Annotated in this window: 21 protein-coding genes; 12 read left to right on the top strand and 9 right to left on the bottom strand. The window is 75.4% G+C overall.

The window, feature by feature from the left end; genetic code table 11:
* Window positions 1-159: 159 nt before the first annotated feature.
* Window positions 160-1,599 (top strand): PAS domain-containing protein, encoded by a 1,440-nt coding sequence (locus ACGFZL_RS14855; protein WP_355172236.1) that lies wholly within the window; start codon window positions 160-162, stop codon window positions 1,597-1,599.
* Here the strand turns inward: ACGFZL_RS14855 and ACGFZL_RS14850 are convergent.
* Entirely contained in the window at window positions 1,587-2,342 is a 756-nt protein-coding gene (locus ACGFZL_RS14850) for an SIS domain-containing protein (RefSeq protein ID WP_393691683.1), read from the bottom strand. The genes ACGFZL_RS14855 and ACGFZL_RS14850 overlap by 13 nt on opposite strands.
* 233 nt (window positions 2,343-2,575) lie before the next feature.
* Between ACGFZL_RS14850 and ACGFZL_RS14845 the strand changes: the two genes are divergently transcribed.
* Together ACGFZL_RS14845 and ACGFZL_RS14840 are read left to right on the top strand one after the other, a co-directional pair.
* On the top strand, window positions 2,576-3,268 hold the full coding sequence (locus ACGFZL_RS14845; protein WP_355172232.1) for a metal-dependent transcriptional regulator: 693 nt from the start codon (window positions 2,576-2,578) through the stop codon (window positions 3,266-3,268).
* A gap of 452 nt (window positions 3,269-3,720) precedes the next feature.
* A complete protein-coding gene (locus ACGFZL_RS14840; RefSeq protein ID WP_393691681.1) occupies window positions 3,721-4,641 on the top strand; it encodes an alpha/beta fold hydrolase in 921 nt (306 codons plus the stop codon).
* 25 nt (window positions 4,642-4,666) lie between these two features.
* On the opposite strand, the gene ACGFZL_RS14835 is transcribed toward ACGFZL_RS14840, so the two are convergent.
* From ACGFZL_RS14835 to ACGFZL_RS14825, 3 genes are all read right to left on the bottom strand, one after another.
* Window positions 4,667-6,298 (bottom strand): transporter, encoded by a 1,632-nt coding sequence (locus ACGFZL_RS14835; RefSeq protein ID WP_393691679.1) that lies wholly within the window; start codon window positions 6,296-6,298, stop codon window positions 4,667-4,669.
* The gene (locus ACGFZL_RS14830; RefSeq protein ID WP_393691677.1) at window positions 6,295-7,086 is read right to left on the bottom strand and encodes an ABC transporter ATP-binding protein; all 792 of its coding nucleotides are present in this window, start codon (window positions 7,084-7,086) and stop codon (window positions 6,295-6,297) included. The genes ACGFZL_RS14835 and ACGFZL_RS14830 overlap by 4 nt, the downstream gene beginning before the upstream one ends.
* Window positions 7,087-7,163: 77 nt before the next feature.
* Window positions 7,164-7,754: a bifunctional DNA primase/polymerase gene (locus tag ACGFZL_RS14825; RefSeq protein ID WP_393691675.1), complete on the bottom strand. Its 591-nt coding sequence runs from the start codon at window positions 7,752-7,754 to the stop codon at window positions 7,164-7,166.
* A 248-nt stretch (window positions 7,755-8,002) separates the two neighbouring features.
* Between ACGFZL_RS14825 and ACGFZL_RS14820 the strand changes: the two genes are divergently transcribed.
* Both ACGFZL_RS14820 and ACGFZL_RS14815 read left to right on the top strand, forming a co-directional pair.
* Window positions 8,003-9,388, top strand: coding sequence for a transcriptional regulator (locus ACGFZL_RS14820; protein WP_393691673.1), 1,386 nt, complete (start codon window positions 8,003-8,005; stop codon window positions 9,386-9,388).
* A 161-nt stretch (window positions 9,389-9,549) separates the two neighbouring features.
* The gene (locus ACGFZL_RS14815; protein ID WP_393691671.1) at window positions 9,550-11,169 is read left to right on the top strand and encodes a hypothetical protein; all 1,620 of its coding nucleotides are present in this window, start codon (window positions 9,550-9,552) and stop codon (window positions 11,167-11,169) included.
* Between the two features lie 40 nt (window positions 11,170-11,209).
* On the opposite strand, the gene ACGFZL_RS14810 is transcribed toward ACGFZL_RS14815, so the two are convergent.
* Window positions 11,210-12,505, bottom strand: a complete 1,296-nt coding sequence (locus ACGFZL_RS14810) for an ABC transporter substrate-binding protein (RefSeq protein ID WP_393691669.1) — start codon at window positions 12,503-12,505, stop codon at window positions 11,210-11,212.
* Window positions 12,506-12,675: 170 nt separating this feature from the next.
* Here ACGFZL_RS14810 and ACGFZL_RS14805 point away from each other — a divergent pair, with 170 nt between their 5' ends.
* Together ACGFZL_RS14805 and purU are read left to right on the top strand one after the other, a co-directional pair.
* Complete coding sequence (locus ACGFZL_RS14805) at window positions 12,676-13,122, top strand: SCO4402 family protein (protein ID WP_355172216.1); 447 nt, start codon at window positions 12,676-12,678, stop codon at window positions 13,120-13,122.
* A gap of 65 nt (window positions 13,123-13,187) precedes the next feature.
* On the top strand, window positions 13,188-14,069 hold the full coding sequence (gene purU / locus ACGFZL_RS14800) for a formyltetrahydrofolate deformylase (RefSeq protein WP_355172214.1): 882 nt from the start codon (window positions 13,188-13,190) through the stop codon (window positions 14,067-14,069).
* A 10-nt stretch (window positions 14,070-14,079) separates the two neighbouring features.
* Here purU and ACGFZL_RS14795 read toward each other — a convergent pair whose 3' ends face one another.
* Entirely contained in the window at window positions 14,080-15,162 is a 1,083-nt protein-coding gene (locus ACGFZL_RS14795) for a maleylpyruvate isomerase N-terminal domain-containing protein (RefSeq protein WP_393691666.1), read from the bottom strand.
* Window positions 15,159-15,725, bottom strand: a complete 567-nt coding sequence (locus tag ACGFZL_RS14790; protein WP_393691664.1) for a sigma-70 family RNA polymerase sigma factor — start codon at window positions 15,723-15,725, stop codon at window positions 15,159-15,161. Before ACGFZL_RS14790 ends, ACGFZL_RS14795 begins: the two co-directional genes overlap by 4 nt.
* 295 nt (window positions 15,726-16,020) lie before the next feature.
* On the opposite strand from ACGFZL_RS14790, the gene ACGFZL_RS14785 reads away from it, so the two are divergent.
* The 3 genes from ACGFZL_RS14785 (at window position 16,021) to ACGFZL_RS14775 (ending at window position 17,923) form a co-directional block, all read left to right on the top strand.
* Window positions 16,021-16,401, top strand: coding sequence for an STAS domain-containing protein (locus tag ACGFZL_RS14785; RefSeq protein ID WP_355172662.1), 381 nt, complete (start codon window positions 16,021-16,023; stop codon window positions 16,399-16,401).
* Between the two features lie 102 nt (window positions 16,402-16,503).
* Window positions 16,504-17,016, top strand: coding sequence for an EF-hand domain-containing protein (locus ACGFZL_RS14780; RefSeq protein WP_393691662.1), 513 nt, complete (start codon window positions 16,504-16,506; stop codon window positions 17,014-17,016).
* Window positions 17,017-17,443: 427 nt separating this feature from the next.
* Window positions 17,444-17,923, top strand: a complete 480-nt coding sequence (locus ACGFZL_RS14775; RefSeq protein WP_355172660.1) for an ATP-binding protein — start codon at window positions 17,444-17,446, stop codon at window positions 17,921-17,923.
* A gap of 301 nt (window positions 17,924-18,224) precedes the next feature.
* Here the strand turns inward: ACGFZL_RS14775 and ACGFZL_RS14770 are convergent, their stop codons facing one another.
* Window positions 18,225-19,226 carry a GlxA family transcriptional regulator gene (locus ACGFZL_RS14770; RefSeq protein ID WP_393691660.1) on the bottom strand — a complete coding sequence of 334 codons (1,002 nt, stop codon included), beginning with the start codon at window positions 19,224-19,226 and terminating at the stop codon, window positions 18,225-18,227.
* A gap of 70 nt (window positions 19,227-19,296) precedes the next feature.
* On the opposite strand from ACGFZL_RS14770, the gene ACGFZL_RS14765 reads away from it, so the two are divergent.
* Entirely contained in the window at window positions 19,297-20,619 is a 1,323-nt protein-coding gene (locus ACGFZL_RS14765; RefSeq protein WP_393691658.1) for an MFS transporter, read from the top strand.
* A gap of 54 nt (window positions 20,620-20,673) precedes the next feature.
* A complete protein-coding gene (locus ACGFZL_RS14760) occupies window positions 20,674-20,886 on the top strand; it encodes a type II toxin-antitoxin system CcdA family antitoxin (protein WP_393691656.1) in 213 nt (70 codons plus the stop codon).
* A 975-nt stretch (window positions 20,887-21,861) separates the two neighbouring features.
* Here ACGFZL_RS14760 and ACGFZL_RS14755 read toward each other — a convergent pair.
* The gene (locus ACGFZL_RS14755) at window positions 21,862-23,043 is read right to left on the bottom strand and encodes a flavin-containing monooxygenase (protein ID WP_393691654.1); all 1,182 of its coding nucleotides are present in this window, start codon (window positions 23,041-23,043) and stop codon (window positions 21,862-21,864) included.
* Window positions 23,044-23,115 lie beyond the last annotated feature (72 nt).

Below are 23,115 nucleotides of genomic sequence, written 5' to 3'. Positions count from 1 at the left end.
GACGGGGGCGTATGCCGGTTCCGGCGATGCGGGGTTTTCCCTGAAGTGGTGGGAACCCGGTGTGCTCTGTGTCACGTTCGAGTTGAATGAGGGCCAGTGGGTGAACGGCCGGTGGGTGGAGCGGCGCCGCAGGGCGGACGCAGTGTGCAGGGGGACCAGGTGAGTGCTTCCCGGCGTGGCGGAGCCACCGACGAGCTGGGTCCTGACGGGCCCGGGCCGCCCGAGCGGGAGGGCGCGGACCTGCTGGCCGCGCTCCTGGAGGGCATGGACGCGGCGCTGTGCGCCTTCGACGCGGACGGTGTGCTCACGCACTGGAACCGGGAGGCGGAGCGCATCCTCGGCTGGAGCGCCGCCGAGGCGGTGGGCCGCAAGGGGCTGGCCGGCTGGGCGGTGCGCAGCGCGGACGCCGGGGCGGTGGAGGAGCGGCTGCTGTCGGCGATGCGGGCGCCGGGGCGGCAGGTGCACGAGTTCGCGCTGCTGACCAAGGGCGGCGGCCGGGTGCTGGTGCGGACGCAGTCGGCGGCGGTGCGGGGGAGGGACGGCGCTCCGGCGGGGGTGTACTGCGCCTTCAGCGAGGTGCACGCGCAGATCGACCTGGAGCGGTCCATCGCGCTGAGCGAGGCGCTCCTTGAGGACGCCAGCTGGGGCGTGGTGCTCGTCGACGCCGACCTGCGGCCCGCGGTGGTCAACGCGCACGCGGCCCGCGCGCTGGGCGCCGGGCGCGCCTCGGTGCTCGGGCGTCCGCTGGGCGAGCTGCTCGCGCAGGGCGCGGAGGAGCTGGAGAACGCGCTGACGCACGTGCTGGCCCAGGGCGCCCCGCCCGCGCCGGCCGAGGTGTGGGTCCGGGTGCGGGACGAGGCGGGCGGCGAGCGGCGCCGGTGCTGGCGCAGCGGCTTCGTGCGGCTGTCGTCGCCGCTGGCGGAGGAGCCGGTGCCGCTGGGCGTGGGCTGGCTGTTCCTGGACGTGACCGAGGCGCGGCAGGCCGAGCAGGAGGGGGCGCTGCTGCGGTTCCGGGCGCAGCAGCTGCACCGGGCGGCGCGGGCGGCGGCGGAGTGTGAGGACCCGGCGGAGGCGGTCGGCGTCCACCTGGACTTCGCGCTGGCCGGGTTCGCCGACCACGCGCTGCTCGACCGGGTGGCCGGCGAGCTGCCCGAGGAGGGCGCCGAGGACGCGGAGCCGGTGCGCCTGGTGCGGATCGCGGCGACGCCCTCGGGGGCGCCGGGCCCCTGCGTGCCGTCGGGCGCGGCGGGGCTGCCGGTGCGGTACGGGCCGGGGCATCCGGCGGTGCAGTGCGTGGAGCGGGCGGCGTCGGTGCGGACCGGCGCCGGGGTGGGGGTGCGGGAGGCGCCTGCCGGGCGGCTGCGGGAGTGGGCGGCGGGGCGGCAGTGGCCGGAGGACGCGGTGCACGCCCTGTGCGCGGTGCTGCGCAGCCGGGGCCGCACCCTGGGGGTGGTGACCTTCCTGCGGGGCGCCGGGCGCAGCGCCTTCGAGCGCGCGGACGCGATGTACGCGGAGGATGTGGCGGCCCGGATCGCCGGCGCCCTGGATCTGGCGGAGGGCGGTCCGGGCGGCGACCGCGTGCCCGGTCAGCGGCGGTAGAAGATCCGGTCGGCGTAGTCGTCCATGATCCGCCCGTTCCAGTCGTGGCCGCCGTCGACGTTGCCCGAGCGCAGCAGCGGCACGTCGGCGCCCCGGTCGGCGAGCAGCCCGGCCGTGGTGGCGAGCACGGCCTGCATCAGCGCGCTGGTGACGACGGTGGAGGCGGGTGCGAAGGGCGCGGGCACGCCGTCGTGGGTGAGTTCGGCGTCGCCGACGGCGATCTTGGAGTCGAGGACGACGTCGCAGTGGTCCTTGAGGAAGGTGCCGGAGGTGTGCCGCGACCGGGTCTCGGTGGCGTACGCGACCGAGGTCACGCCGATCACCTTGACGCCGAGGGCGCGGGCGTTGAGGGCCATCTCGACGGGCAGCGCGTTGCGCCCGGACAGGGAGACGATCACCAGGACGTCGCCGGCCCGCAGCGGCGAGGTGTCCAGGACGGCGGCGGCGAGGCCGTCCACGCGCTCCAGGGCGGAGCCGAGGGTGGCGGGCGTGACGTCGACGCCGACGACGCCGGGCACGGCGAGCAGGTTCATCAGGGCGAGGCCGCCGGCGCGGTAGACGACGTCCTGGGCGGGCAGCGAGGAGTGCCCGGCGCCGAAGGCGAAGAGCCGGCCCCCGCGCTCGACGGTGTCGGCGAGCAGCGCGCCGGCCGCCTCGACGGCCTCGGCCTCCTCGTCGCGCACGCGCCGCAGCAGCTCCATCGCCGCGTCGAGGAACTGCCCGGCCGGCTTGCGGTCGCTCATTCGGGGACCCCTTCGGTGTGGCCTGCGCCTTCGGTGTGGCCTGCGTCGCGGATCACGGTGCGGTCTGGACCAGTACGGTGTCAATACGGCCCCGGGGGACGGGTGAGCCGTGCGGGAGCGGCGGGTTCACGGCGCCCCGGCACGGTTGTCAGCGGTATGCGTCAGAATTGTTGCAGGGCCAGCGCACGCGCCGGCGGGTTGCGGCCTCCGGCAGATCTCGACGAGGGGCACGTATGTCCGGACTGATCGACACCACGGAGATGTACCTCCGCACCATCCTCGAGCTGGAAGAGGAAGGTGTGGTCCCCATGCGCGCCCGGATCGCCGAGCGGCTCGACCAGAGCGGGCCCACGGTCAGCCAGACGGTGGCGCGGATGGAGCGCGACGGCCTGGTGTCCGTGGCGGCCGACCGGCACCTGGAGCTGACCGACGAGGGCCGCCGCCTCGCCACCCGGGTGATGCGCAAGCACCGGCTCGCCGAGTGCCTGCTGGTCGATGTGATCGGCCTGGAGTGGGAGCAGGTGCACGCCGAGGCGTGCCGCTGGGAGCACGTGATGAGCGAGGCCGTCGAGCGCCGCGTCCTGGAGCTGCTGCGCCACCCGACCGAGTCGCCCTACGGCAACCCGATCCCGGGCCTGGAGGAGCTGGGCGAGCCGGACGGGGCGCACCCCTTCCTGGACGAGGGCATGGTCTCGCTGGCCGACCTCGACCCGGGCGTGGAGGGGAAGAACGTGGTGGTGCGCCGCATCGGCGAGCCCATCCAGACCGACGCCCAGCTGATGTACACGCTGCGCCGGGCGGGCGTGCAGCCCGGCTCGGTGGTGAGCGTGACGGAGTCGGCGGGCGGTGTCCTGGTGGGCAGCGGCGGCGAGGCGGCCGAGCTGGAATCCGAGGTCGCCTCACACGTGTTCGTCGCCAAGCGCTGAGCCCTAAGCGCTGAGCGCCGAACGGGCTGTCCCGGCCGGGGCGGTGACGGGGCGTCGGACACGGATGTGTCCGGCGTTCAGTGACGTGACGCGAATCGCAGCGCTCGGGCCCCGCGCGTGCCAGGCTGTGCGTCCGGGGGGACGGGGACGGCATCGGAGGGGGTGTGCGGGTGAGGCGACCGCGGAGACGTGGAGGGCCCCGGCGCCCTGGGGCGCCGGGGCCTGTCCTCCCCTGTGCTGACCTGGAGCCCCGAGCTCTCAAGGTCAGTCCCGTCGGACCCCTTTTCCCCGAGCGGTCCGCCTCCCGTTCAAGGTCTCCCCTCGGAGGCGGCGGTCAATCCCGACCCGGTGTCACTCGAACGAGGGGTGTTGTGATCCGGGACGGCGTTTTCGAATAGAGATTCGATACTCTGCGAAGCGGTAGGCAGGCGAGTCTGGGGGTGCCAGGAGCGATGGCGCGGCGTATCGACGTGACAGGGGCGGGCGGGGTGCGCCTGGCCGCCTGGGAGTTCGGCGACCCCCTCAAGACCGGCCGGGAGACCGACCGTGAGACGGGCCGGGAGTCCGGGCGGGACGGCGCCGACGCCCCGCCCAGCGTGCTGTTACTGCACGGCCTGATGGGCCGCGCCTCCCACTGGGCCGCCACCGCCCGCTGGCTCTCCGCCCGCCACCGCGCCGTCGCCCTCGACCAGCGCGGCCACGGCCGCAGCGACCAGCCCCCGCCCGGCGCGTACACCCGCGAGGCGTACGTGGCGGACGCCGAGGCGGCCCTCACCCAGCTCGGCCTCGGCCCCACCGTCCTGGTCGGGCACGCCATGGGCGCGCTGACCGCCTGGCAGCTCGCCGCCAGACGCCCCGACCTGGTGCGCGGCCTGGTCGTCTGCGACATGCGGGCCTCCCCGCTGGGCGCCGCCTCGCAGCGCGAGTGGGCCGACTGGTTCCGCGCCTGGCCGGTGCCCTTCGCCACCCTCGCCGACGTCCGCCGCTGGTTCGGCGAGGACGACCCCTGGGTGGAGCGCCCCAGCCCCGCCCGCGGGGAGTTCTACGCCGAGGTGATGGCCGAGTCCCCCGACGGCTGGCGTCCGGTCTTCGACCCGGAGCGGATGCTGGACTCCCGCGAGACGTGGGTGCAGGACGCCCACTGGGAGGAGCTGGCCCAGGTCCGCTGCCCCACCCTCGTGGTGCGCGGCCTCGACGGCGAGCTGGGCCGCGCCGAGGCCCAGGAGATGGTCCGGGTGCTGCCCCGCGGCCGGTATGCGGAGGTCGCCGACGCCGGGCACCTCGTCCATTACGACCAGCCGGAGGCGTGGCGGGCGGCGGTCGAGCCGTTCCTGGACTCCCTCGGCGCCGAGGCCCTCGACGCCGAGCGCTGACCCGGGCCGCCCCCCTGGCCAGGCGTCACCCCTTGCTGACCGCCCCGAGGATCTCCGGCAGCCGGTCCGCCACCCGCGGCGCCGCCAGCCGCAGCCCGAGCAGCGTCAGCGCCGCCCCGTAGACCGCGCCGACCGGCAGCAGCAGCGCGTCCCAGCCGCCGCCCACCCCGGTGTTCAGCCAGACGTCGAGCCCGATCACCGGCGCGCACAGCAGGGCCGCGGCGCCCATCCCGCCGACGATCGCCAGCCAGGCGAGCCCCGCCTGCCCCGGCGCCACGTTCTTGTGCCCGTCCTGCGGGATGGAGTACGGGAAGCGCGCCGACGCCCACGCCCCGGTCGCCAGCATCGCGCCGAGGACCGCGAAGGACAGGCCGAGCACCTCGGGCAGCGTCCGCCAGTCGCCGAGCAGCGCGGTGGTCAGGACGGTGACGGCGGTGGCGTAGGGCAGGGTCACCAGGAGCAGGGCCAGGGCCCGCCCGCGCAGCTCCACGTAGGCGTCCCGCGGCGAGGAGATGGTCAGCGCCACCATCCAGAAGGCGGAGGTGTCCTGGCCGAACTGGTTGTACATCTGCGTGCCGAGCATCCCGGCGGCGAAGCAGGCGAAGTAGACCGAGCCGGTGCCCTGCCAGGCGTTGAACACCGGCACGAGCAGGCCGATGGCGAGCGAGGTGATCCAGGCCGCCTTGGTCTTGGGGTCCCGCCAGGCGTAGCGCAGGCTGCGCTCCATCACGGTGCCGGTGCGTCCGGCGGGCAGCAGCCGGGCGAGCCCCGAGGAGCCGCGCTCCCGCCCGGGCCGCCCCTCGGCCGCCTGGAGGGTCGACCCGTCGGGGGAGGTCATCAGCCGGTCCAGCTGCCGGGACCACGCCCGCAGCAGCAGCCCGAGCCCCGCCGCCGTCACCGCGAGCTGCGCCACCGCGACCCCGTACGCCCCGTCGCTCGCCGCGTCGACCGCGCCGAGCGCGGAGGCCGGCGGCACCCAGCGCAGCACGTCGGCCACCGGGTCGAGCTGCCCGAGCCCGGCGCTGCCGAGCCGCTGCGCGCCGAAGTTGACCAGCTGGGCCCCGACCGCGACGACCAGCCCGCTCAGCACCGCGAGGTCGCGGCCCCTGCGGCTGGTCAGCAGCCGGACGTTGGCCGCGGCGACGGCCCGGGCGAGGCTCACGCACACCAGCACCCCGAGCCCGACGCCCACCACCCCCACCGCCCAGGCCCCCGCGCCGTGCGCGAGCGTGACGACGGAACCGGCGAACAGGCACACCGTGAACAGCGGCCCGATCCCCACCAGGGAGGCCGTGAGCAGCGCCCGCACCAGCGGCCGGGGCCGCAGCGGCAGCATCACCAGGCGGGTCGGGTCGAGCGTCTCGTCGCCGCTGGGGAAGAACAGCGGCAGCACCGCCCAGCCGAGCCCGAGCACCGCCGCGAGCAGCACCACCAGGGCGTCGGCGTGGGCGTGCCCGCGCAGCGCGACCAGCCCGAGGAGCTGGAGCGCGGTCACGAGCAGCACGACGACCGCCGAGACGATCCAGGCGACCCGCCGCCCGGCGGACTGCCGCAGCCCGTTGCGCAGCAGCGACAGCTTCAGCCGCACGAAGACGCCGGTGACGCCCGTGACGCCGGTGACGGGCTCCGCCGTCGCCGAGGCCGAGAGGGCGGTCACCGGGCCCCACCGCCCAGCCAGTCCAGGTCGCTCCCGGCCCCCCGGCCGCCCGCGCCGACCAGCTCCAGGAACGCCTCCTGCAACGAGGCCGCCGCCCCGCGCACCTCACCCAGCGTGCCGGTGGCCCGGATGCGCCCGCCGGCCATCACGGCCACCCAGTCGCACAGCGACTCCACCAGCTCCATCACGTGGGAGGAGAAGACGACGGTGGCGCCGGAGGCGGTGTAGCGCTCCAGCACCCCCCGGATGGTCTGCGCGGAGACCGGGTCGACGCCCTCGAACGGCTCGTCCAGGAACAGCACTTCGGGATTGTGCAGCAGCGCGGCGGCCAGCCCGATCTTCTTCCGCATCCCGGTCGAGTAGTCCACGACCAGCTTGTGCTGGGCCCCGGCCAGATCGAGGACGTCGAGCAGCTGCCCGGCCCGCTTGTCGACCTCACCCCCGGGCAGCCCCCGCAGCCGCCCGGTGTAGCCGAGCAGTTCCCGCCCCGACAGCCGCTCGAACATCCGCAGCCCCTCGGGCAGCACCCCGATCCGGGCCTTCACCGCCGCCGGATCCCGCCACACGTCGTGCCCGACGACCTCGACGGACCCCTGATCGGGCCGCAGCAACCCGGTCACCATGGACAGCGTGGTGGTCTTCCCGGCCCCGTTGGGCCCGACCAGCCCGATGAACTTCCCGGCGGGCAGCTCGAGGTCGATCCCCCCGACGGCCACCTGCTCCCCGAACCGCTTCCAGAGCCCCCGCACACGTACGGCCGCACCATCCACCACATCTCCCTCCGTCACGTCGCAGCGTACGTGCAGGAGATGTCGCTTCTTCGGGGGCGCGGGACTGGGCTGACGTGCGGCTCCGCCACGGGGTGCTACCGAGACGCCCCCACCGCATACACCAACGCCCCCGCCAACTCCCCCGCATCCGGCAGCCACCGATTCACCGCGGTCGGCCGGCGAACCCACTGCACGACCCCCCGCACCCCCACCCGCGTAGGCGGCGCCACCACATACGCCCCTTCCCCCAGCACCCGCAACGACGAGGGCACCTTCCCCGCGGCCCCCGGCGACACGAAGAACCGCATCACCCGATCCGGCGCCAGCAGAACCGGCCCCAACGCCACCCCCACCCGCTCCAGCCGGGCCAACGCCAGGAACCCCGCCGCCTCCGGCACCTCCACCACGTCGAAGCTCCGCCCGGTCGGCAACAGGATCCCGGCGCCGGGACGCTCCTCCCACAGCCGCCGCACCGCACTCGCCCCGCCCACCGCCGAAGCGGCCCAGTCACCCCGCACGGCATGCGCCCCCGGCGAGAGGCAGGCGCCCTCCCCGCACGAGCACCGCAGGTCCCCGTCCACGACGTCGGTCCACGTGCCGGCGGCCACGTCCCACCCGCGTTCCTCGGCATAGCGGACGGCGGCCTGCAGCAGCGACGTGCCACGCCGCTCGATGGTGTCTTCCACGTGGATCTCAACTCCCGCCCCCACCACGGGTTACGGGCATCGCGGGGGAGGAGCACCGCGCCCCGGCCCAGGGCGCACGGGTGCACGGGCGGGGGCGCGCGGGAGGATTCGCCGCCCGGGCGGGGTAACCAGCCCTGGGGGGCAAGATCGGGCGTTACCCCCGTAAGGCTCGCATTGTCGGCACTCCGGCTGGGCATTGATCTTCCCGGCAGGATCCTCGTTCCGCCGAGACAGCATGGGGGTACGCCATGGCCGCGAGGCCACTCGTCGCGCGGCAGCCGAACGAACGGCTGCAGGCGCTCATCCAGGAAGCGGGCTGCTCCAACGCGGGCCTGGCCCGCCGGGTCAACGTGTGCGGTGTCGAGCACGGCCTCGACCTGCGCTACGACAAGACCTCGGTGGCCCGCTGGCTGCGCGGCCAGCAGCCGCGCGGCCGGGCACCGGCGATCATCGCCGAGGCGCTCGGACGCAAGCTGGGCCGCGCGGTCACGATCGACGAGATCGGCATGGCCAACGGCAAGAACCTCGCCTCGGGCGTCGGCCTGCAGTTCTCCCCGACGGTCCTCGGGGCCATCGAGCAGGTCTGCGAGCTGTGGCGCAGCGACGTGGGGCGGCGGGACTTCCTCTCCGGCTCCTCGGTCGCCGCGTCCGCGCTGGTCGAGCCCAGCCGGGACTGGCTGATCTCCGCGCCCGACCCGCAGGTGTCCCGCTCGGCGGGGCCCCGGGTGGGCCCCTCGGACGTGGCGGCGGTGCGGTCGATGACGCAGGCGCTGGTCGACCTGGACCACCAGTTCGGCAGCGGGCACGTGCGCCCCGTCGTCGTGCACTACCTCAACAGCGTGGTCTCCGGGCTGCTGGCCGGCTCCTACCGGGAGGCGATCGGGCGGGAGTTGTTCGCCGCGGTGGCCCGGCTGACGGAACTGGCCGGGTACATGGCCGTGGACACCGGCCAACCGGGCCTCGCCCAGCGCTACTACATCCAGTCGCTGCGCCTGGCCCAGGCCGCCGGCGACCGTGCTTATGGCGGCTACGTGCTGGCCGCCTCCATGAGCCACCTGGCCGCGCAGCTCGGGAACCCGCGGGAGATCGCCCAGTTGGCGCGGGCCGCGCAGGAGGGCGCCCGGGGCCGGGTGACCCCGCGCGCGGAGGCGATGTTCCACGCCGCCGAGGCCCGTGGCCACGCGCTGCTCGGCGACGTGCGGGCCGCGCACACGGCGGCGGGGCGCGCGGTGAGCGCCCTGGAGGCGGCCGACCCGGCCTCCGGCGACGACCCGGACTGGATCCGGCACTTCGACCGGGCCTACCTGGCCGACGAGTTGGCGCACTGCCACCGCGACCTCGGGGAGGCCGACGCCGCCGCCCGGTGCGCGCGGGAGGCGCTGGACGGGCTGCCCGCCGCGAAGGCCCGCCGACGGGCCATCGGCCATGTGCTGCTGGCCACCGCCCAGGTCCAGCAGCGCGAGCTGGAGGCCGCCTGCCACACCGCGGTGCAGGCGGTGGAGCTGCTGAACGGCCTGCGCTCGGACCGCGGCGCCGAGTATCTGGAGGACTTCCAGGCCCGCCTTGAGCCGTACCGGGAGGAGACGGTGGTCCGGGAGTTCGGCGCCCGCCTCGACCTGGGCGCGGCGGCGTGAACGGCGTGGACGGCGTGAACGAAAGGGGCGGGCCCGGGTGAACGGGTGGACAACGGGAGTCCGGTGGACGGGAGGTGGGGCGGTCGGCGTGGCAGGGGGCTCGGGGCACCCGGTAGCGTGAGCCGTTGATTTCCGAAGGTCCCCCATTGGTAGGAGTCCCGGTGACGCAGAGCGGACAGGGCGAGGAGCCGTCGGCGCGGCCCGCGCGCGAAGGCATCGTGCTGCCCTCGGACGGTGGCGAGCCCCTGCTGCCCGGCCCGTCCGGCGGCCCCCGGGACGGACGCCCCGCGCCCGCCTCGGCGCCGCCCGGCGCCCAGGCATGGGACCAGCCGTGGGGCCCGGAGCGCCGGCAGCACCCGGCACCCGACCAGACCGGCCACCCCGGCCAGAGCTGGCCCACCCCGCCCGACGCCCAGGCGTGGCCGCCCGCCGCCGCCCCCACCCCGCCGCAGGCGGGCCCCGGCCCGCTGCCGCCGGAGCAGTCCCAGCAGCCCTCCGCGTACGGCACACCCGGCCCGGGGTCCGCCTATGGCACCCCCGCCCCGCAGTACGGCACCCCCGACCCCTACGGCGCCGCTCCTGACCCCGGGTACGGCACCTACGGCGCCACGCCCTCCTACGGCGCCCAGCCGGCGTACGGCTACCCGGGCCCGTACCCGCAGACGTCCCACCCCCAGACGCCCTATCAGCACCCGGCGAACCCGGCCGACGAGGGCGCCACCCAGTACCTCCCGCCGGTCCCCCCGGCCGCGGACGAGGGCGCGACGCAGTACATACCCCACATACCCCCAGGTCCCACCCCGGGCGGCGTCCTGCCCCCTGAGAGACCCGCCACCCAGCAGTACGCCCAGCCCCAGCCCCAGCCCCACCACCCCGACGCCGACGCGACCCAGTACATCCCGCCCGTGCCCGCGGGGGACGCGGAACGCCAGCCCCCGGCCGAGTTCGACAACCTCTTCCGCACCGGCCCGGGCCCCGAGGGGCCGGCCTCCTCGACCCAGCAGATGCCCCGCTTCGACGACGCCCCGCAGGGGTCCCCGTCCCCCTACGGCCCGCAGGGCGCGGGTGGCGGCGGAGGGTACGGCGGCTACGACGACCACGGTGGCCATGGCGGCGGCGGCCGGGACGACCGCGGCGGGCGGTCCCGTTCGCGGCTGCCGCTGATCGCGGCCATCGGGGTCGGCATCGCCGTCGTCGGGATCGGCGCGGGCGCGCTGCTGGCCGGCGGGGGCGGGGACGACGACGCCAAGGACGGCGCGAGCAGCCCCTCCGTCTCGGCCCCGGCCTCCCAGGAGCCGTCGGCGTCCGCGTCGGCCGCCCCGGACCCGGTGCGGGAGCAGGCCGTGGCGCTCGACAAGCTGCTGGCCGACAGCGGCAGCAGCCGCGCCGCCGTGATCAAGGCCGTGAGCGACGTGAAGGGCTGCGACAGCCTGTCCGGCGCCGCCAAGGACCTGCGCGACGCGGCCGGGCAGCGCGCGGGCCTGGTCACCAGCCTCTCCAAGCTGTCCGTGGACAAGCTGCCGAACCACACGGAGCTGACGCAGGCCCTCACCAAGGCGTGGCAGGCGTCCGCGTCCGCCGACAACCACTACGCGGCCTGGGCCGACCAGACGGCCGGCAAGGGCGGCTGCCGCAAGGGCCAGGCCAAGGTCACCGGCCAGACGCAGGCCGGCAACCGGGCCAGCGGCACGGCGAGCAAGGAGAAGACCCGCGCCAGCGGCCTGTGGAACGGCATCGCCAAGCGCTACGGCCTCACCGAGCGCCCGCCCACCCAGCTCTGAGCGCCCGCCCACCCGGCTCTGACCGGGCCGGACCGCCGGCTCAGCCGAGGTCCGCGTGCTCCAGGAACCCGGTGGTGTCGACGGCGCCGGTCCGGGCCGACACCAGCCGGCCGCCCCGCACCACCTGGAGCGTGACCTCGGGGTTGACCAGGCGCGGGAAGCCGGCCGACGCAAGCTCCGCCTGGAAGCTCCAGCGCAGCGGCGGGGTGAGCCCGCCGGTGCGGATCGGGGCGCCGTCGTCCAGGGCCCGGACCAGGCGGCGCGCGGTCACCTCGCCGGTGCCGAGGGACGCCACGGCCTCCTTCAGCACGGTGTAGGCGATGTAGGTGGTCTGCACCCCGGCGTCCGCCGCGTCGATCCGGGTGTCCCCGAACGCCTCCTCCTTGATCACCTGCTTCATCCCGTCCCAGCCCGGGTCGCTCTCCGCCGGGTACCAGCCGGTGACGTAGGCGCCCTCGTAGGGGCCCGAGGCGCCGCCGGAGGCGTTGATCAGGGTCTGGTCGACGCTGCCGAGCACGGTCGCCGTGCGGACCTGCGGGAACCGGTCGCGGACCCGGCGGAAGGAGTCCATGAAGATGCGGGTGCGGTCGCCGAGGACGGGGACCACGCACCCGCGCTTCCCGGAGCCGCCGGTGACCTCGGTCAGGGCCCGCTCGGCCTGCCGGTCGTAGGCGGTGGCGTCCTCGGCCGCCCGCTGGTCGCGGGCCGCGCCGGCGCCGTTCGCGGCGAGCCCCGAGTCGAGCAGCGCCGGCAGCTGGTCGCCGGCGATGGTGTCGGGGCGTACCAGGGCGACCGGGCCGCAGTTCGCCGCGAGCGCGCCGCCGAGGCCGGCGAGGAGGGCGGGCTGGCCGCCGTTGACCGGGTAGGAGAGCGGGCTGGTGAACTCGGCGTCGGTGATGCCGTAGCCGCCGATGTAGGGGATGCCGGCGCTCTCCAGGACGGGCAGGAAGGATTCGGCGTGCTGGCTGTAGGAGCCGACGACCGCGACCGCGTCCGCCTCCACGGCCTGCCGGGCGCACTTCGCGGCGGCCACGCCGTCGTTGCGGTCGTCGCAGGTCAGGATGGTCAGCTTGCGGCCACCGAGGCCGCCGTGGGCGTTGATCCAGCGGGCGTAGGCGCGGGCGAAGGCCGGCATGCCGGGCTTGTCGGTGGTGCCCGTGTTCTCCGGCGCCCAGGTCATCACGGTGACGGTGCCGTCCCCGGCACCCCCCGAGGTACCGGGCACGACACCGCATCCGGCGGTCAGCGCCGCGCACGCCGCCAGGGCGCCGGCGGTCAGTACGGCGGTGCGGGTGGTCCCGTGGGGGCTGGTGCGGAGGCGTCGCCGGCCGGTCATGTCCCGCACCCTCGCGCCGCCCGGCCAACCGCTCGGTGATCACGGGTCGACACCGGGTGACGCGGGGGTGAATTGCGGGGGGCGGTGGGACGCGGCATGAGGGGAACGTACGATCGACGACCGTGCAAGGTTCGGAGAACTCTTCCCGTCGCGGCCGTCGCTCCTCCACCATGGGCGGCATGCCACTCAACGACATGCCGTGGTGGCGCTGGCGCAGCCAGGTGCGCTCCGCGCTGCACATGCTCTCCGCGCCCGACTTCCAGCGCGGCGTCTGGCTGGCCGGCGCGGAGGGGTACGGGGACGTCACCGACGCGGTGTACCGGCTGGTGGAGGACACCTGGCTGGACCACTGGTCGGCCGACAAGTACGTCGGCACCGTCTTCCGCGACTCGCAGGAGGCGGCGCTGGTGGACACCGCCGTGCTGCGGGTGCTGCGGATCATGCACCAGGTCGGCCCGGACGCGCCGGTCGCCGCCTACCTGGAGCACGCGGACTGGCCGGAGGCGGTGCGGGCGGCGCGGGACGCGCACGTGCGGCTCGCGACCGGCGACGGGGAGGACCCGGACACCGAGCCGCGCAGCCTGGAGCTGCTGCGCATCCTGACCCGGTCCGCCTGACGGGACCCGGTCCGCCTGACGGGACGGCCCCGGCGCGGGGGGCCGGGTGTGGGACCCTGTGCTGCATGAACGCGCAGTCCGCTCCCGCCGCCGCCCCGGCCGACCAGTACGTCCTCACCCTGTCCTGCCCCGACAAGCAGGGCATCGTGCACGCCGTGTCGAGCTACCTGTTCATGACCGGCTGCAACATCGAGGACAGCCAGCAGTTCGGCGACCACGACACCGGGCTGTTCTTCATGCGGGTCCACTTCACCGGCGAGGCGCCGGTCACCGTGGACAAGCTGCGCGCGAGCTTCGCGGCGATCGGGGACGCCTTCCAGATGGAGTGGCAGATCCACCGGGCCGACGAGCGGATGCGGATCGTCCTCATGGTCAGCCGGTTCGGGCACTGCCTGAACGACCTGCTGTTCCGGGCCCGGATCGGCGCGCTGCCGGTCGAGATCGCGGCGGTGGTGTCCAATCACACCGACTTCGCCGAGCTGGTGGGCTCCTATGACATCCCCTTCCACCACATCCCGGTGACCAAGGACACCAAGGCGGAGGCCGAGGCGCGGCTCCTGGAGATCGTGCGCGAGGCGGACGTCGAGCTGGTGGTGCTCGCCCGCTACATGCAGGTCATCTCCGACGACCTGTGCAAGCAGCTGAGCGGGCGCATCATCAACATCCACCACTCCTTCCTGCCGAGCTTCAAGGGCGCCAAGCCGTACCACCAGGCGCACGCCCGGGGCGTGAAGCTGATCGGCGCGACCGCGCACTATGTGACGGCCGACCTCGACGAGGGCCCGATCATCGAGCAGGAGGTCGAGCGGGTGGGCCACGACGTCACCCCCGACCAGCTGGTCGCGGTGGGCCGGGACGTGGAGTGCCAGGCGCTGGCGCGGGCGGTGAAGTGGCACGCGGAGCGGCGGATCCTGCTCAACGGCCGCCGCACGGTGGTCTTCGCGTAGCGCTCCCCGGCTACATCCGGCTCAGCGACGCCGCCGCGAACAGCACCTCGCGGATCGCCTCCCGGTCGCCGCCGGCCCCGGCGGCGGCCTCCTCCGGGGGCACGTGCCCCGCGGCGAGGCGGCAGAACTCCACGCCGTCCAGCGCTATGTGCGCCACCTGCCGGTCGGCGACGGCCGCGGCGCCGGGGTCCAGCGGGATCAGCCACTCGCCGCCGCCCGAGCCCTCGATCTCCAGGCGCAGGCTGCGGCCGGGGCCGCCGGCCACGGCCGGCCGGCGCCGCCGGGCCGCCAGGACGTCCGGGAGCAGCCGCGCCGCGAGGTCGATCATGCCGTTGAGGTGGCGCGGGGCGGGCGGCTCGTAGGGGTAGTCGACCGCCTGGGCGATGTCCTCCCCGTGCACCCAGCACTCGAAGGCCCGGTCGGTCAGCGCGTCCCGCAGCGGCAGCGCGAAGTCGCCGTAGTCCACCGGCAGGCCGCCGCTGCCGCCGGTGAAGGCGGAGGTGCGGACGATGTCGTGGCTCTGCGCGCGCCAGGGCCGGCGCACCAGGCGGGTCGGCGGTCGCCGCGCGGCCCGCCAGTACGCCTCGGTGCGGCCCGCGGGGACGGGCGAGGGCACGGGGGCGGGCGCGGCGCCCAGCGGGTCGGGCAGGCCGAGGGCGAGGGCGACCAGGCCGTCCACCGACAGCAGGTGCGCGATGACCCCGGCGACGGTGGTACGGCGGCTCGCCGCGCCGCCGGCCTCGAACCAGCGCAGCCGCACCGGGGCGTGCCACTCGGCGTCCCCGATGTCCTGGAGCAGGGCGTCCAGGCGGGCGGTCTCGGCGTCGTACGGGGTGGTCCAGGCGGGCACCGGGATGCGCGGCGGGCGCCGCTCCAGGCAGTCCGCCAGGACGCGGGTGCGCAGCGCCGGGTCCAGGTCGAGGCTGTCCGGGCGCTGGAGCAGCCCGACGGCCTCGCGCAGCCGCACCGCCTCCTCGGCGCACTCCTCGCAGCCCGGGAGGTGCGCCTCCACGGCCCGCGCCTCCTCGGGCGCGCAGGCGGCCAGCGCCCAGGCCCCGAGGAGCGAGGCCAGCCGCTGGTGCTCCGGCGTCACGGCGCGGCCCCGGGATCCGGCGGCGGGGTGCGGGCGGTGGCGAGGAGCTGGAGGCCCAGGCGGAGCCGGCGTCGCGCCTCGTCCTCCGTGACGCTCAGGTCGGCGGCGGTCTGGCGGTAGTCGCGGCGCTGGAAGTAGGCCAGCTCCAGGGCGGCGCGCAGCGGGGCGGGCATGGCCTGCACGATGTAGTCGGCGCGGGCGGTGACCGTGGCGTGCCGCACCTTGCGCTCGAGGTCCTCGCTGCTGCCGGGTCCGCCGAGGGCGAGGGCGGCCGTCTCCGTGGCGCGCAGCCGCCGCACGGCGAGCCGGTTGGTCAGGGCGGCGAGCCAGGTGCGCAGCGGCTCCCGCGCGGGGTCGTAGGCGTCGGCGTGCTCCCAGACGTGCGCGAACACCTCGCGGGTGACGCGGTCGGCGGCCTGCTCGTCGTCGAGGACGCGGTGGGCGAGGCCGTGCACCAGGGAGCCGTAGTGGTCGTACAGCTCGCCGAGGGCGGCGGCCTCCCCGCGCGCGAGGCGGCGCCGCATGGTGCGGTCCCAGCGCCGCGGTGCGTCGCCCGTCGTCATGCGCCCCGACCCCTCCCGCTCCCGCCGCCCGGCCCGGCTCCCGCGGCCTGCGGTTCCGGTGCCCCCGAATGTAGTCGGCACGTCCGACGGCGTACGCCCCTTTGTGCCAATGTGCGCCCCCGGCGGATCGCCCGTGACACTTCCCTCCAGTGTGCGGCCGGATTCGATCGAACAAGTTCGAAACGGTTTCGAACAAGCCGTTTCCGGGCGCGCCCCGTTTCCGGCCGGGTGTTTGCGGGCACGGCCGCTGGGCAGGCGCGCGCCCAAGCGAAGGCTTGGCCTCCGGATGAAGGGCATGGTGGTGACGTTCAATGTGACCGGCGGTGAGCAGGGCGAATGGACCGTGCTCCAGGTCTCCGGCGAACTCGATCTGGTGACGTCCCCCGCGCTGCGGCAGCATGTGCACGACGCCGTCGCCGAGGGGCGGCACAGCGTGGTCCTGGACCTCTCGGACGTCCTCTTCTGCGACTCCAGCGGCGTCGGCGTGCTCATCGCCTCGCGGCGGCTGATCCGCTCCTGCCAGGGCGAGCTGCGGCTGATACTGCCGGCCCAGGGGGCCGTCGACGGCTCCCACGTCAACCGCGTGCTCGGTGCGCTGGGCGTGCGCCGCCTCTTCGACGTCCACCCCGACCTCGCCTCGGCCACCGGCGACGACTCCCGCCCGCTCTCCGCGTAGCGCTCCCCCGTGCCCCGCGCAGCGCCTGCCCGTGCCGGCCGGGGCGTCGTACGCTCCGTGCGCAACGACCCACCGACGTCAACGTGAGGCGGCCCAGCAACCATGGTCAGCAGCGAGTACGAACAGAGGATCGCCGCGCGGTTCGCCACCTTCGACCAGGACGGCAACGGCTACATCGACCGCGGTGACTTCAGCGCCGCCGCCAAGGCGGTGCTCGCCGAGTTCGGCGCCACCGCCCGCTCCGACAAGGGCCAGGCGCTGTACGGCGGCGCCGAGGCGCTCTGGCAGGGCATGGCCGGCATCGCGGACCGCGACGGCGACCAGCGCATCACCCGCGAGGAGTTCGTCACCGCGGCGGTCAAGCGGCTGCGCGACAACCCCGAGCGCTTCGCCGAGATCGCCCGCCCGTTCCTGCACGCCGCCCTGGTCGTGGCCGACGACGACGGCGACGGCGCCGCCACGATCGAGGCCACCGAGCGCGTCCTCACCGCGCTGGGCGTGCCCGAGGAGGTCGCCGGGACGGTGGCCGCGGGCCTGGACACGGACGCGGACGGCAAGGTGGGGGAGGCGGAGATCGTGCCGGCCTTCGCCCGGTACTTCACCGTTCCCGAGTAGCGGCCCGACGCGTGGCGCCGCCCCCGGAAGTCGCGGATCGTGGCGAAGTTTTGGGGAGCGATTATCACGGAGAGTCGCGGCGGTTCGATACCGGGTTGTGTCCGAGTGACCGGCCGTCACGGCCCGGGGTCCGGGTCCGGCTCCGGTACCTTGTGGAGGATGCGAGTGGTCCCCGGCGTCGCGGCGAGCGTCGCACAGTATGCCGCACAGGTACTCCTTCGCGCGGGAATATGCCCGAAGCGCTTGTTGGGGTGACTGTAGGTCAACCATGCTGTCTCACCAGGGGACACGGTGCGTGACCCCTGCCCGGCCGTTGACCGGCCGTCGAAGTAATGGCGTCGAAGAAATGGCTACGATCGTGGCCCTCATGAGGCGTGAGCCTTGGTGTCCGCCGGTTCGGATGGTGTGAGCGGTGCAGGTGCTTCAAGTGCAGCTGGAGGTCCGGGCCGATCCCGCTGAGGTGGGGCGGGCCCGCAAGTGGGCGCGGTCACGGCTGGCCGGCTCGGGCATAGGGGCCGACGAGCCGCTGGCCGAGACGCTGATCCTGCTGGTGTCCGAGCTCGTCACCAACGCCGTGGTGCACACCGGCTGTTCGGCCGTGCTGCGCCTGGTGCTGCCGGACACGGTGGCCGAGGGGGACGCGGAGGCGACGGTCCGCCTGGAGGTGGACGACGCCAGCGACCGCGCCCCGGTGCCGCGCTGCGTGGACGGCGACGCGACCGGCGGGCGGGGCCTGGCCCTGGTCGACGGCCTCGCCGACCGCTGGGGCTGGAGCCGGGAGGGCACCGGCAAGCGCATCTGGTGCGAACTGGACCGCTGCGCCGGGCGTGAGGCGGCCGGGCCGGCCTGCACCGCCGAGGACGCGGCGTACCAGGCGTACGAGGGGCTGGCCTTCGAGGCGGTCTGAGCGGATCGGGCGACCGCCGGGTTTCGGCTCCGTGCGCCGGGTGTGCTTCCGTGCGCGTGCCGTGCACGCCGGGGGCCACGGGGGTGAAAGCCCGTCGCCCGGTTGACGGTTGATGGCCGGTTCCGCACGCTTGGAGCCAGCGATTCGCCGCGAGGGGACGTCGAGGGCTCGTGACGGAAGCCCTCGGCGAGTGTGGGTCGTGACGCGGCGGCGGGCGGCGCCGGGCTCCGGGGCGGATGTACGGAGCGGGCGGCGCCGCGCCGTCGGCCCCGTTCTCCCGGGCCCGGTCCTCCGGGCCGCCTCACTCTCCACAGCCTGTGGACACCGCGTCGCCCGCCCGGAAGGTGCGCCGGTAGGCGGTCGGGGTCACCCCCAGCACCCCCTGGAGGTGCTGCCGCATCGACTGGGCGGTGCCGAAGCCGGCGTCGCGGGCCACCCGGTCCACGGAGAGGCCGGTCGACTCCAGCAGGTGCCGGGCCCGTTCCACGCGCTGCTGGGTGAGCCACTGCCCGGGGCTGAGGCCGGACTCCTCGCGGAAGCGGCGCGTGAAGGTCCGTACCGACATGGCCTCCTGCGCGGCCATGTCCCGCAGCTGGATGGGCTCGTGGAGGCGGGCCAGGGCCCAGGCGCGGGCCCGCGTGGTGGACGACTGGCGCGGGTCGGGCACCGGCCGCTCGATGTACTGCGCCTGCCCGCCGTCCCGGTGCGGCGGCACGACGGTGCGGCGGGCCACGTCGTTGGCGACGCCGGTGCCGTGGTCGCGGCGCACGATGTGCACGCACAGGTCGACGCCGGCCGCGACGCCGGCCGAGGTGAGCACGTCGCCGTCGTCCACGAACAGCACGTCGGCGTCGACCCGCACGGCGGGGAAGAGCTGCTGGAAGTGCTCGGCGTAGGCCCAGTGCGTGGTGGCCGGGCGGCCGTCGAGGAGCCCCGCGGCGGCCAGCACGTAGCCGCCGGTGCAGACGGCCACGAGCCGGGTGCCGGGCCTGATCCGGGCCAGCGCGGCGGTCAGCTCGTCGGTCAGGCGGCCCTCCCCCAGGGCCGGGCCCAGTTCGTCGGAGGCGGGCACGACCACGGTGTCGGCGGTGGCCAGGGCCTCGGGGCCGTGGCCGACCAGGACCGCGAAGTCGGCGTCGGTGCGGACGGGGCCCGGCGGGCGGACCGAGCAGGTGACGACCTCGTACAGCGGGCGGCCCCGCTCGTCCCGGGCCATGCCGAAGATGCGCTGGGGAATGGCGAGTTCGAAGGGCAGGACGCCGTCCAGGGCGAGGACGACGACGCGGTGCGGGCGGGAGTCCATGGCCCGATCCTAGCGAAGGGTGTCCACCGGGCCACTCGTTCGGGGCCCCGGAATTCGCGAAGCTCCTCTCGTGACCCAGACGACCGAGACGGCGCCCGCCGCCGCACCGCAGCCCGCAGACACGCCGCCCGCCCGCCGCACCCGGGTGCACCGCGCCTGGTTCGTCGCCGCCGTCGCCTTCGTGACGATCATCGGCGCGGCGGCCTTCCGGTCCGTGCCCGGCCTGCTCATCGACCCGCTGCACGAGGAGTTCGACTGGTCGCGCGGCACGATCGGCGCCGCCGTCTCCGTCAACCTCGCCCTGTACGGGCTCACGGCGCCCTTCGCGGCGGCGCTGATGGACCGCTTCGGCATCCGGCGGGTGGTCGCGGTCGCGCTCACCGTCATCGCGCTCGGCTCGGGCCTGACGGTGTGGATGGACTCCGCCTGGCAGCTGATCCTCTGCTGGGGCCTGCTGGTCGGCCTCGGCTCGGGGTCCATGGCGCTGGCCTTCGCCGCGACGGTGACGAACCGGTGGTTCACCGAGCGGCGCGGCCTGGTCAGCGGCATCCTCACCGCGGCCTCCGCCTCCGGCCAGCTGATCTTCCTCCCCCTCCTCTCCTGGATCGTGGAGAAGCACGACTGGCGCCCCGCGGCCGTGACGGTCTCGCTGGCCGCCCTCGCCGTCGTCCCCTTCGTCTGGCTGCTGCTGCGCGACCACCCGGCGGACGTGGGCGTCGAGCCGTACGGCGCCACGGAGTTCGTGCCCAAGCCGGCGCCGGTCACCGGCGCCGCCCGGCGCACGCTCGGGGTGCTGTCCCGGGCGGTGCGCACCGGCCCGTTCTGGCTCCTGGCCGGCGCCTTCGCGATCTGCGGCGCCTCCACCAACGGGCTGATCCAGACCCACTTCGTGCCGGCCGCGCACGACCACGGCATGCCGATCCAGGCCGCCGCGTCGCTGCTGGCGGTGATCGGGGTGTTCGACGTGGTCGGCACGGTCGCCTCCGGCTGGTTCACCGACCGCTTCGAGGCCCGCCGCCTGCTGGCCGTCTACTACGCCCTGCGCGGCGTCTCCCTGCTCTTCCTGCCCATGCTGCTCGCCCCGAACGTGCACGTCCCGATGGTCTTCTTCATCGTCTTCTACGGCCTGGACTGGGTGGCCACCGTCCCGCCCACCCTCGCCCTGTGCCGCGAGCACTACGGCGACGACAGCGCGATCGTCTTCGGCTGGGTGCTCGCCTCCCACCAGGTCGGCGCGGCCGTCGTCGCCTTCGCCGGCGGCGTCGCCCGCGACGTCTTCGGCTCCTACGACGTCGTCTGGTACGCCTCCGGCGCCCTGTGCGCGGCGGCGGCCCTGATGTCCCTGGTCATCCGCCGCCGGGCGACGCCGGAGGCGGTGGCGGTGGCGGTCTGAGGGGTTGCGCGGAAGCCGGAAGCCGCAGCGACATACCCGCGTACGCTCTGGCGTATGAGCGCACGTACGCGGATCACGGTCAGTCTGCCGGCTGACCTCGTCGCCCACGCTCGCGCCGCCTCCGGCGGCAACCCGTCGGCTTACGTCGAGCACGCGCTGCGGGCCCAGCAACTGCGCGATGCCGCGCCCGCGGTGCGGGCCTGGCGGGAGCGGGCGGCTGACGACAGCGAGGAACTCGCCGACATCTTCGGTGAGGACGTCGCGTGACGGCGTTGGCCCGTGGGTAGGTCTGGCGGTTGCAACTGGCCACCAGGGCCCGGCCGGCTGTCGACCCCACCGCCCTGACGGGCAAGCGCCTGAAGCGGGGCCCATCCCTGGTCACCCGCGCCGGGCGGTGGCGGCGGTGATTTGAGGGCCTCGTAGGATCCCCGTTCATGGGCGGGGACGGGGACAGGGTGTGGAGCCGGGCGGCTGCGCTCTGTGGGTGGCAGTTGCCGTTGGTGTGGCCGGTGGTGGAGTTCCGGTCGGCGGGCGGGGACGACTACGGGCAGAGCGGCATCGTCGGTGCCGGCTTCTTCTGCCTGCTCCTCTTCGCGCCGCCGTTCCTCTTCGCCCTGGGGGCCGTGCAGGCCCTGGCGCAGATCGTGCCCGCCGCGGCGCTGATCGGCACGGCCGGGGCCGCGCTCGCGTCGGCGGTCGGGGGCCTGCCCCTGGCGGCCACCGTCCCCTGGGGTGCGGGCTCCGGAGTGCTCCCCGTCCTCGGTCTGGCGCTCGCGCGGCGGCGCGGGTGGGGGCCGTGGGGGCTGTACCTGCGCGCGGCGGGCGCCTCCGCGGTCCTGCTCGTCGCGGGGCCTGGTCCTCGGCGCCGCCCTGGCCGACGACTACCACCCGCCCGCCCTCACGGCCGCCCAGCTCACCGGCGACTGGCAGGGCGACCACGGCGCGGTGCTCCACCTCGGCCCGGGCGGTCGCGCCACGGCGACGAGCCTGCCGACCGAGGCCGACCGCTTCGAGACGGACAGCGACTCCGTCGTCTGCGCCGGCCCCGGCACCTGGTCCGCCGGCAGGACGGAGTGGCACGGAGGACACCGCGCCGACATCGTCGTACGCCTGGCCGGCGACTGCGGCCTGGACACCCACTGGACGATAGGCGGCACCGCCGACTCCCCGGAGCTGTTCGTCCTCTTCGGCGACCCGGACGCCGGGGACCTGTGGATCCTCACCCCGGGTGAACCGCGCCGGTCAGCTCGGGAGGCGGGAGATGTTCGGGGCGTTCCTGCGGGCGAGGGACCTGGCTATGCGGTCGGCGTCCCGCGACAGTTCGCGGAGCATGCCGCTGATGGGGTTCGTGTAGCCGGTGAAGTAGAGGCCGGGGGCGTTCGGCGAGGTGCGGGGGCCGCGTACGCGGGGGTGGCCCCGGTCGTCCAGGACGTCCAGGTGGGAGACGAGGGCGTCCAGGCCGCGTCGGTAGCCGGTGGCCGCCAGGACCGCGTCGGGGGCGACGGCCGTGCCGTCGGCCAGGAGGACCTTGTCCGCCTCGAAGGCCGCCACCGCGGCCACGACCTCCACCCGCCCGGCGCGCACCGCGTCGATCAGGCCGACGTCCTGCACCGGGATCGCGCCCTCGGCGACCCTGCTGTACAGGCCGGTCGCGGGGCGGGGCAGGCCCTGGGCGGAGAGGTCGGGGACGCTCAGGCGGGCCAGCGGGCGGGCCAGCCGGTCGACCAGGCGGACCGGCAGCCGGCGCACCAGGACGCCGGTCCACTGGGCGGCCCACCCGGCGGTGGAGCGGCGTACCAGGTGCGGCGGGGTGCGCACGGACAGCCGTACCCGCGCCGCGCCGCCCTCCACCAGGTCCACCGCGATCTCCGCGCCGGTGTTGCCGGCCCCGACGACCAGGACGTCCCGGCCCGCGTAGGGCGCCGCGTTCCGGTACTCGGCGGCGTGCCGCAGCTCGCCGGTCCAGGTCTCGCGGCCGGGCCAGTCCGGCAGCCGCGGGGTGTGGTTGTAGCCGGTGGCCACGACCACCGCGGCGCCGGTCAGCTCCCGCCCGCCGGAGGCGCGCAGCAGCCAGCCGGCGCCGTCGGGGGCGCGCTCGACGCGGAAGACCTCGACGCCGGTGACCACCTCGAGGCGGTGGTGCTCGGCGTACTTCTCCAGGTAGCGCACCACGTCGGCCCGGGCCGGCCACCGCCCGAAGCGGCGCGGCATCGGCAGGCCGGGCAGCGCGGAGAGCCGGCGGGTGGTGTGCAGGCGCAGCCGGTCGTAGTGGCCCCGCCAGGACGCCCCGACCCGGTCCGAGCGCTCCAGGACGACCGCCCGCAGGCCCCGGGCGCGCAGCGCGTGGGCGACGGCGAGGCCGCCGGGGCCGCCGCCGACGACGTAGACGGGACGCTGCGTGCTGGACGGTGCGGGGTCGCTCATGCGGCGAGCGTAATCACGCCTGCGCTTGATGGGTCTCGGTCAAGAGGGGAATCGGTTGCGGATCGGTCACGA

The sequence above is a fragment of the Streptomyces sp. NPDC048182 genome (assembly GCF_043202555.1).
Classification (GTDB): Bacteria; Actinomycetota; Actinomycetes; order Streptomycetales; family Streptomycetaceae; genus Streptomyces.
Note: the sequence above shows the minus strand (reverse complement) of the source record. Positions and strands in the feature narration are given on the sequence as shown.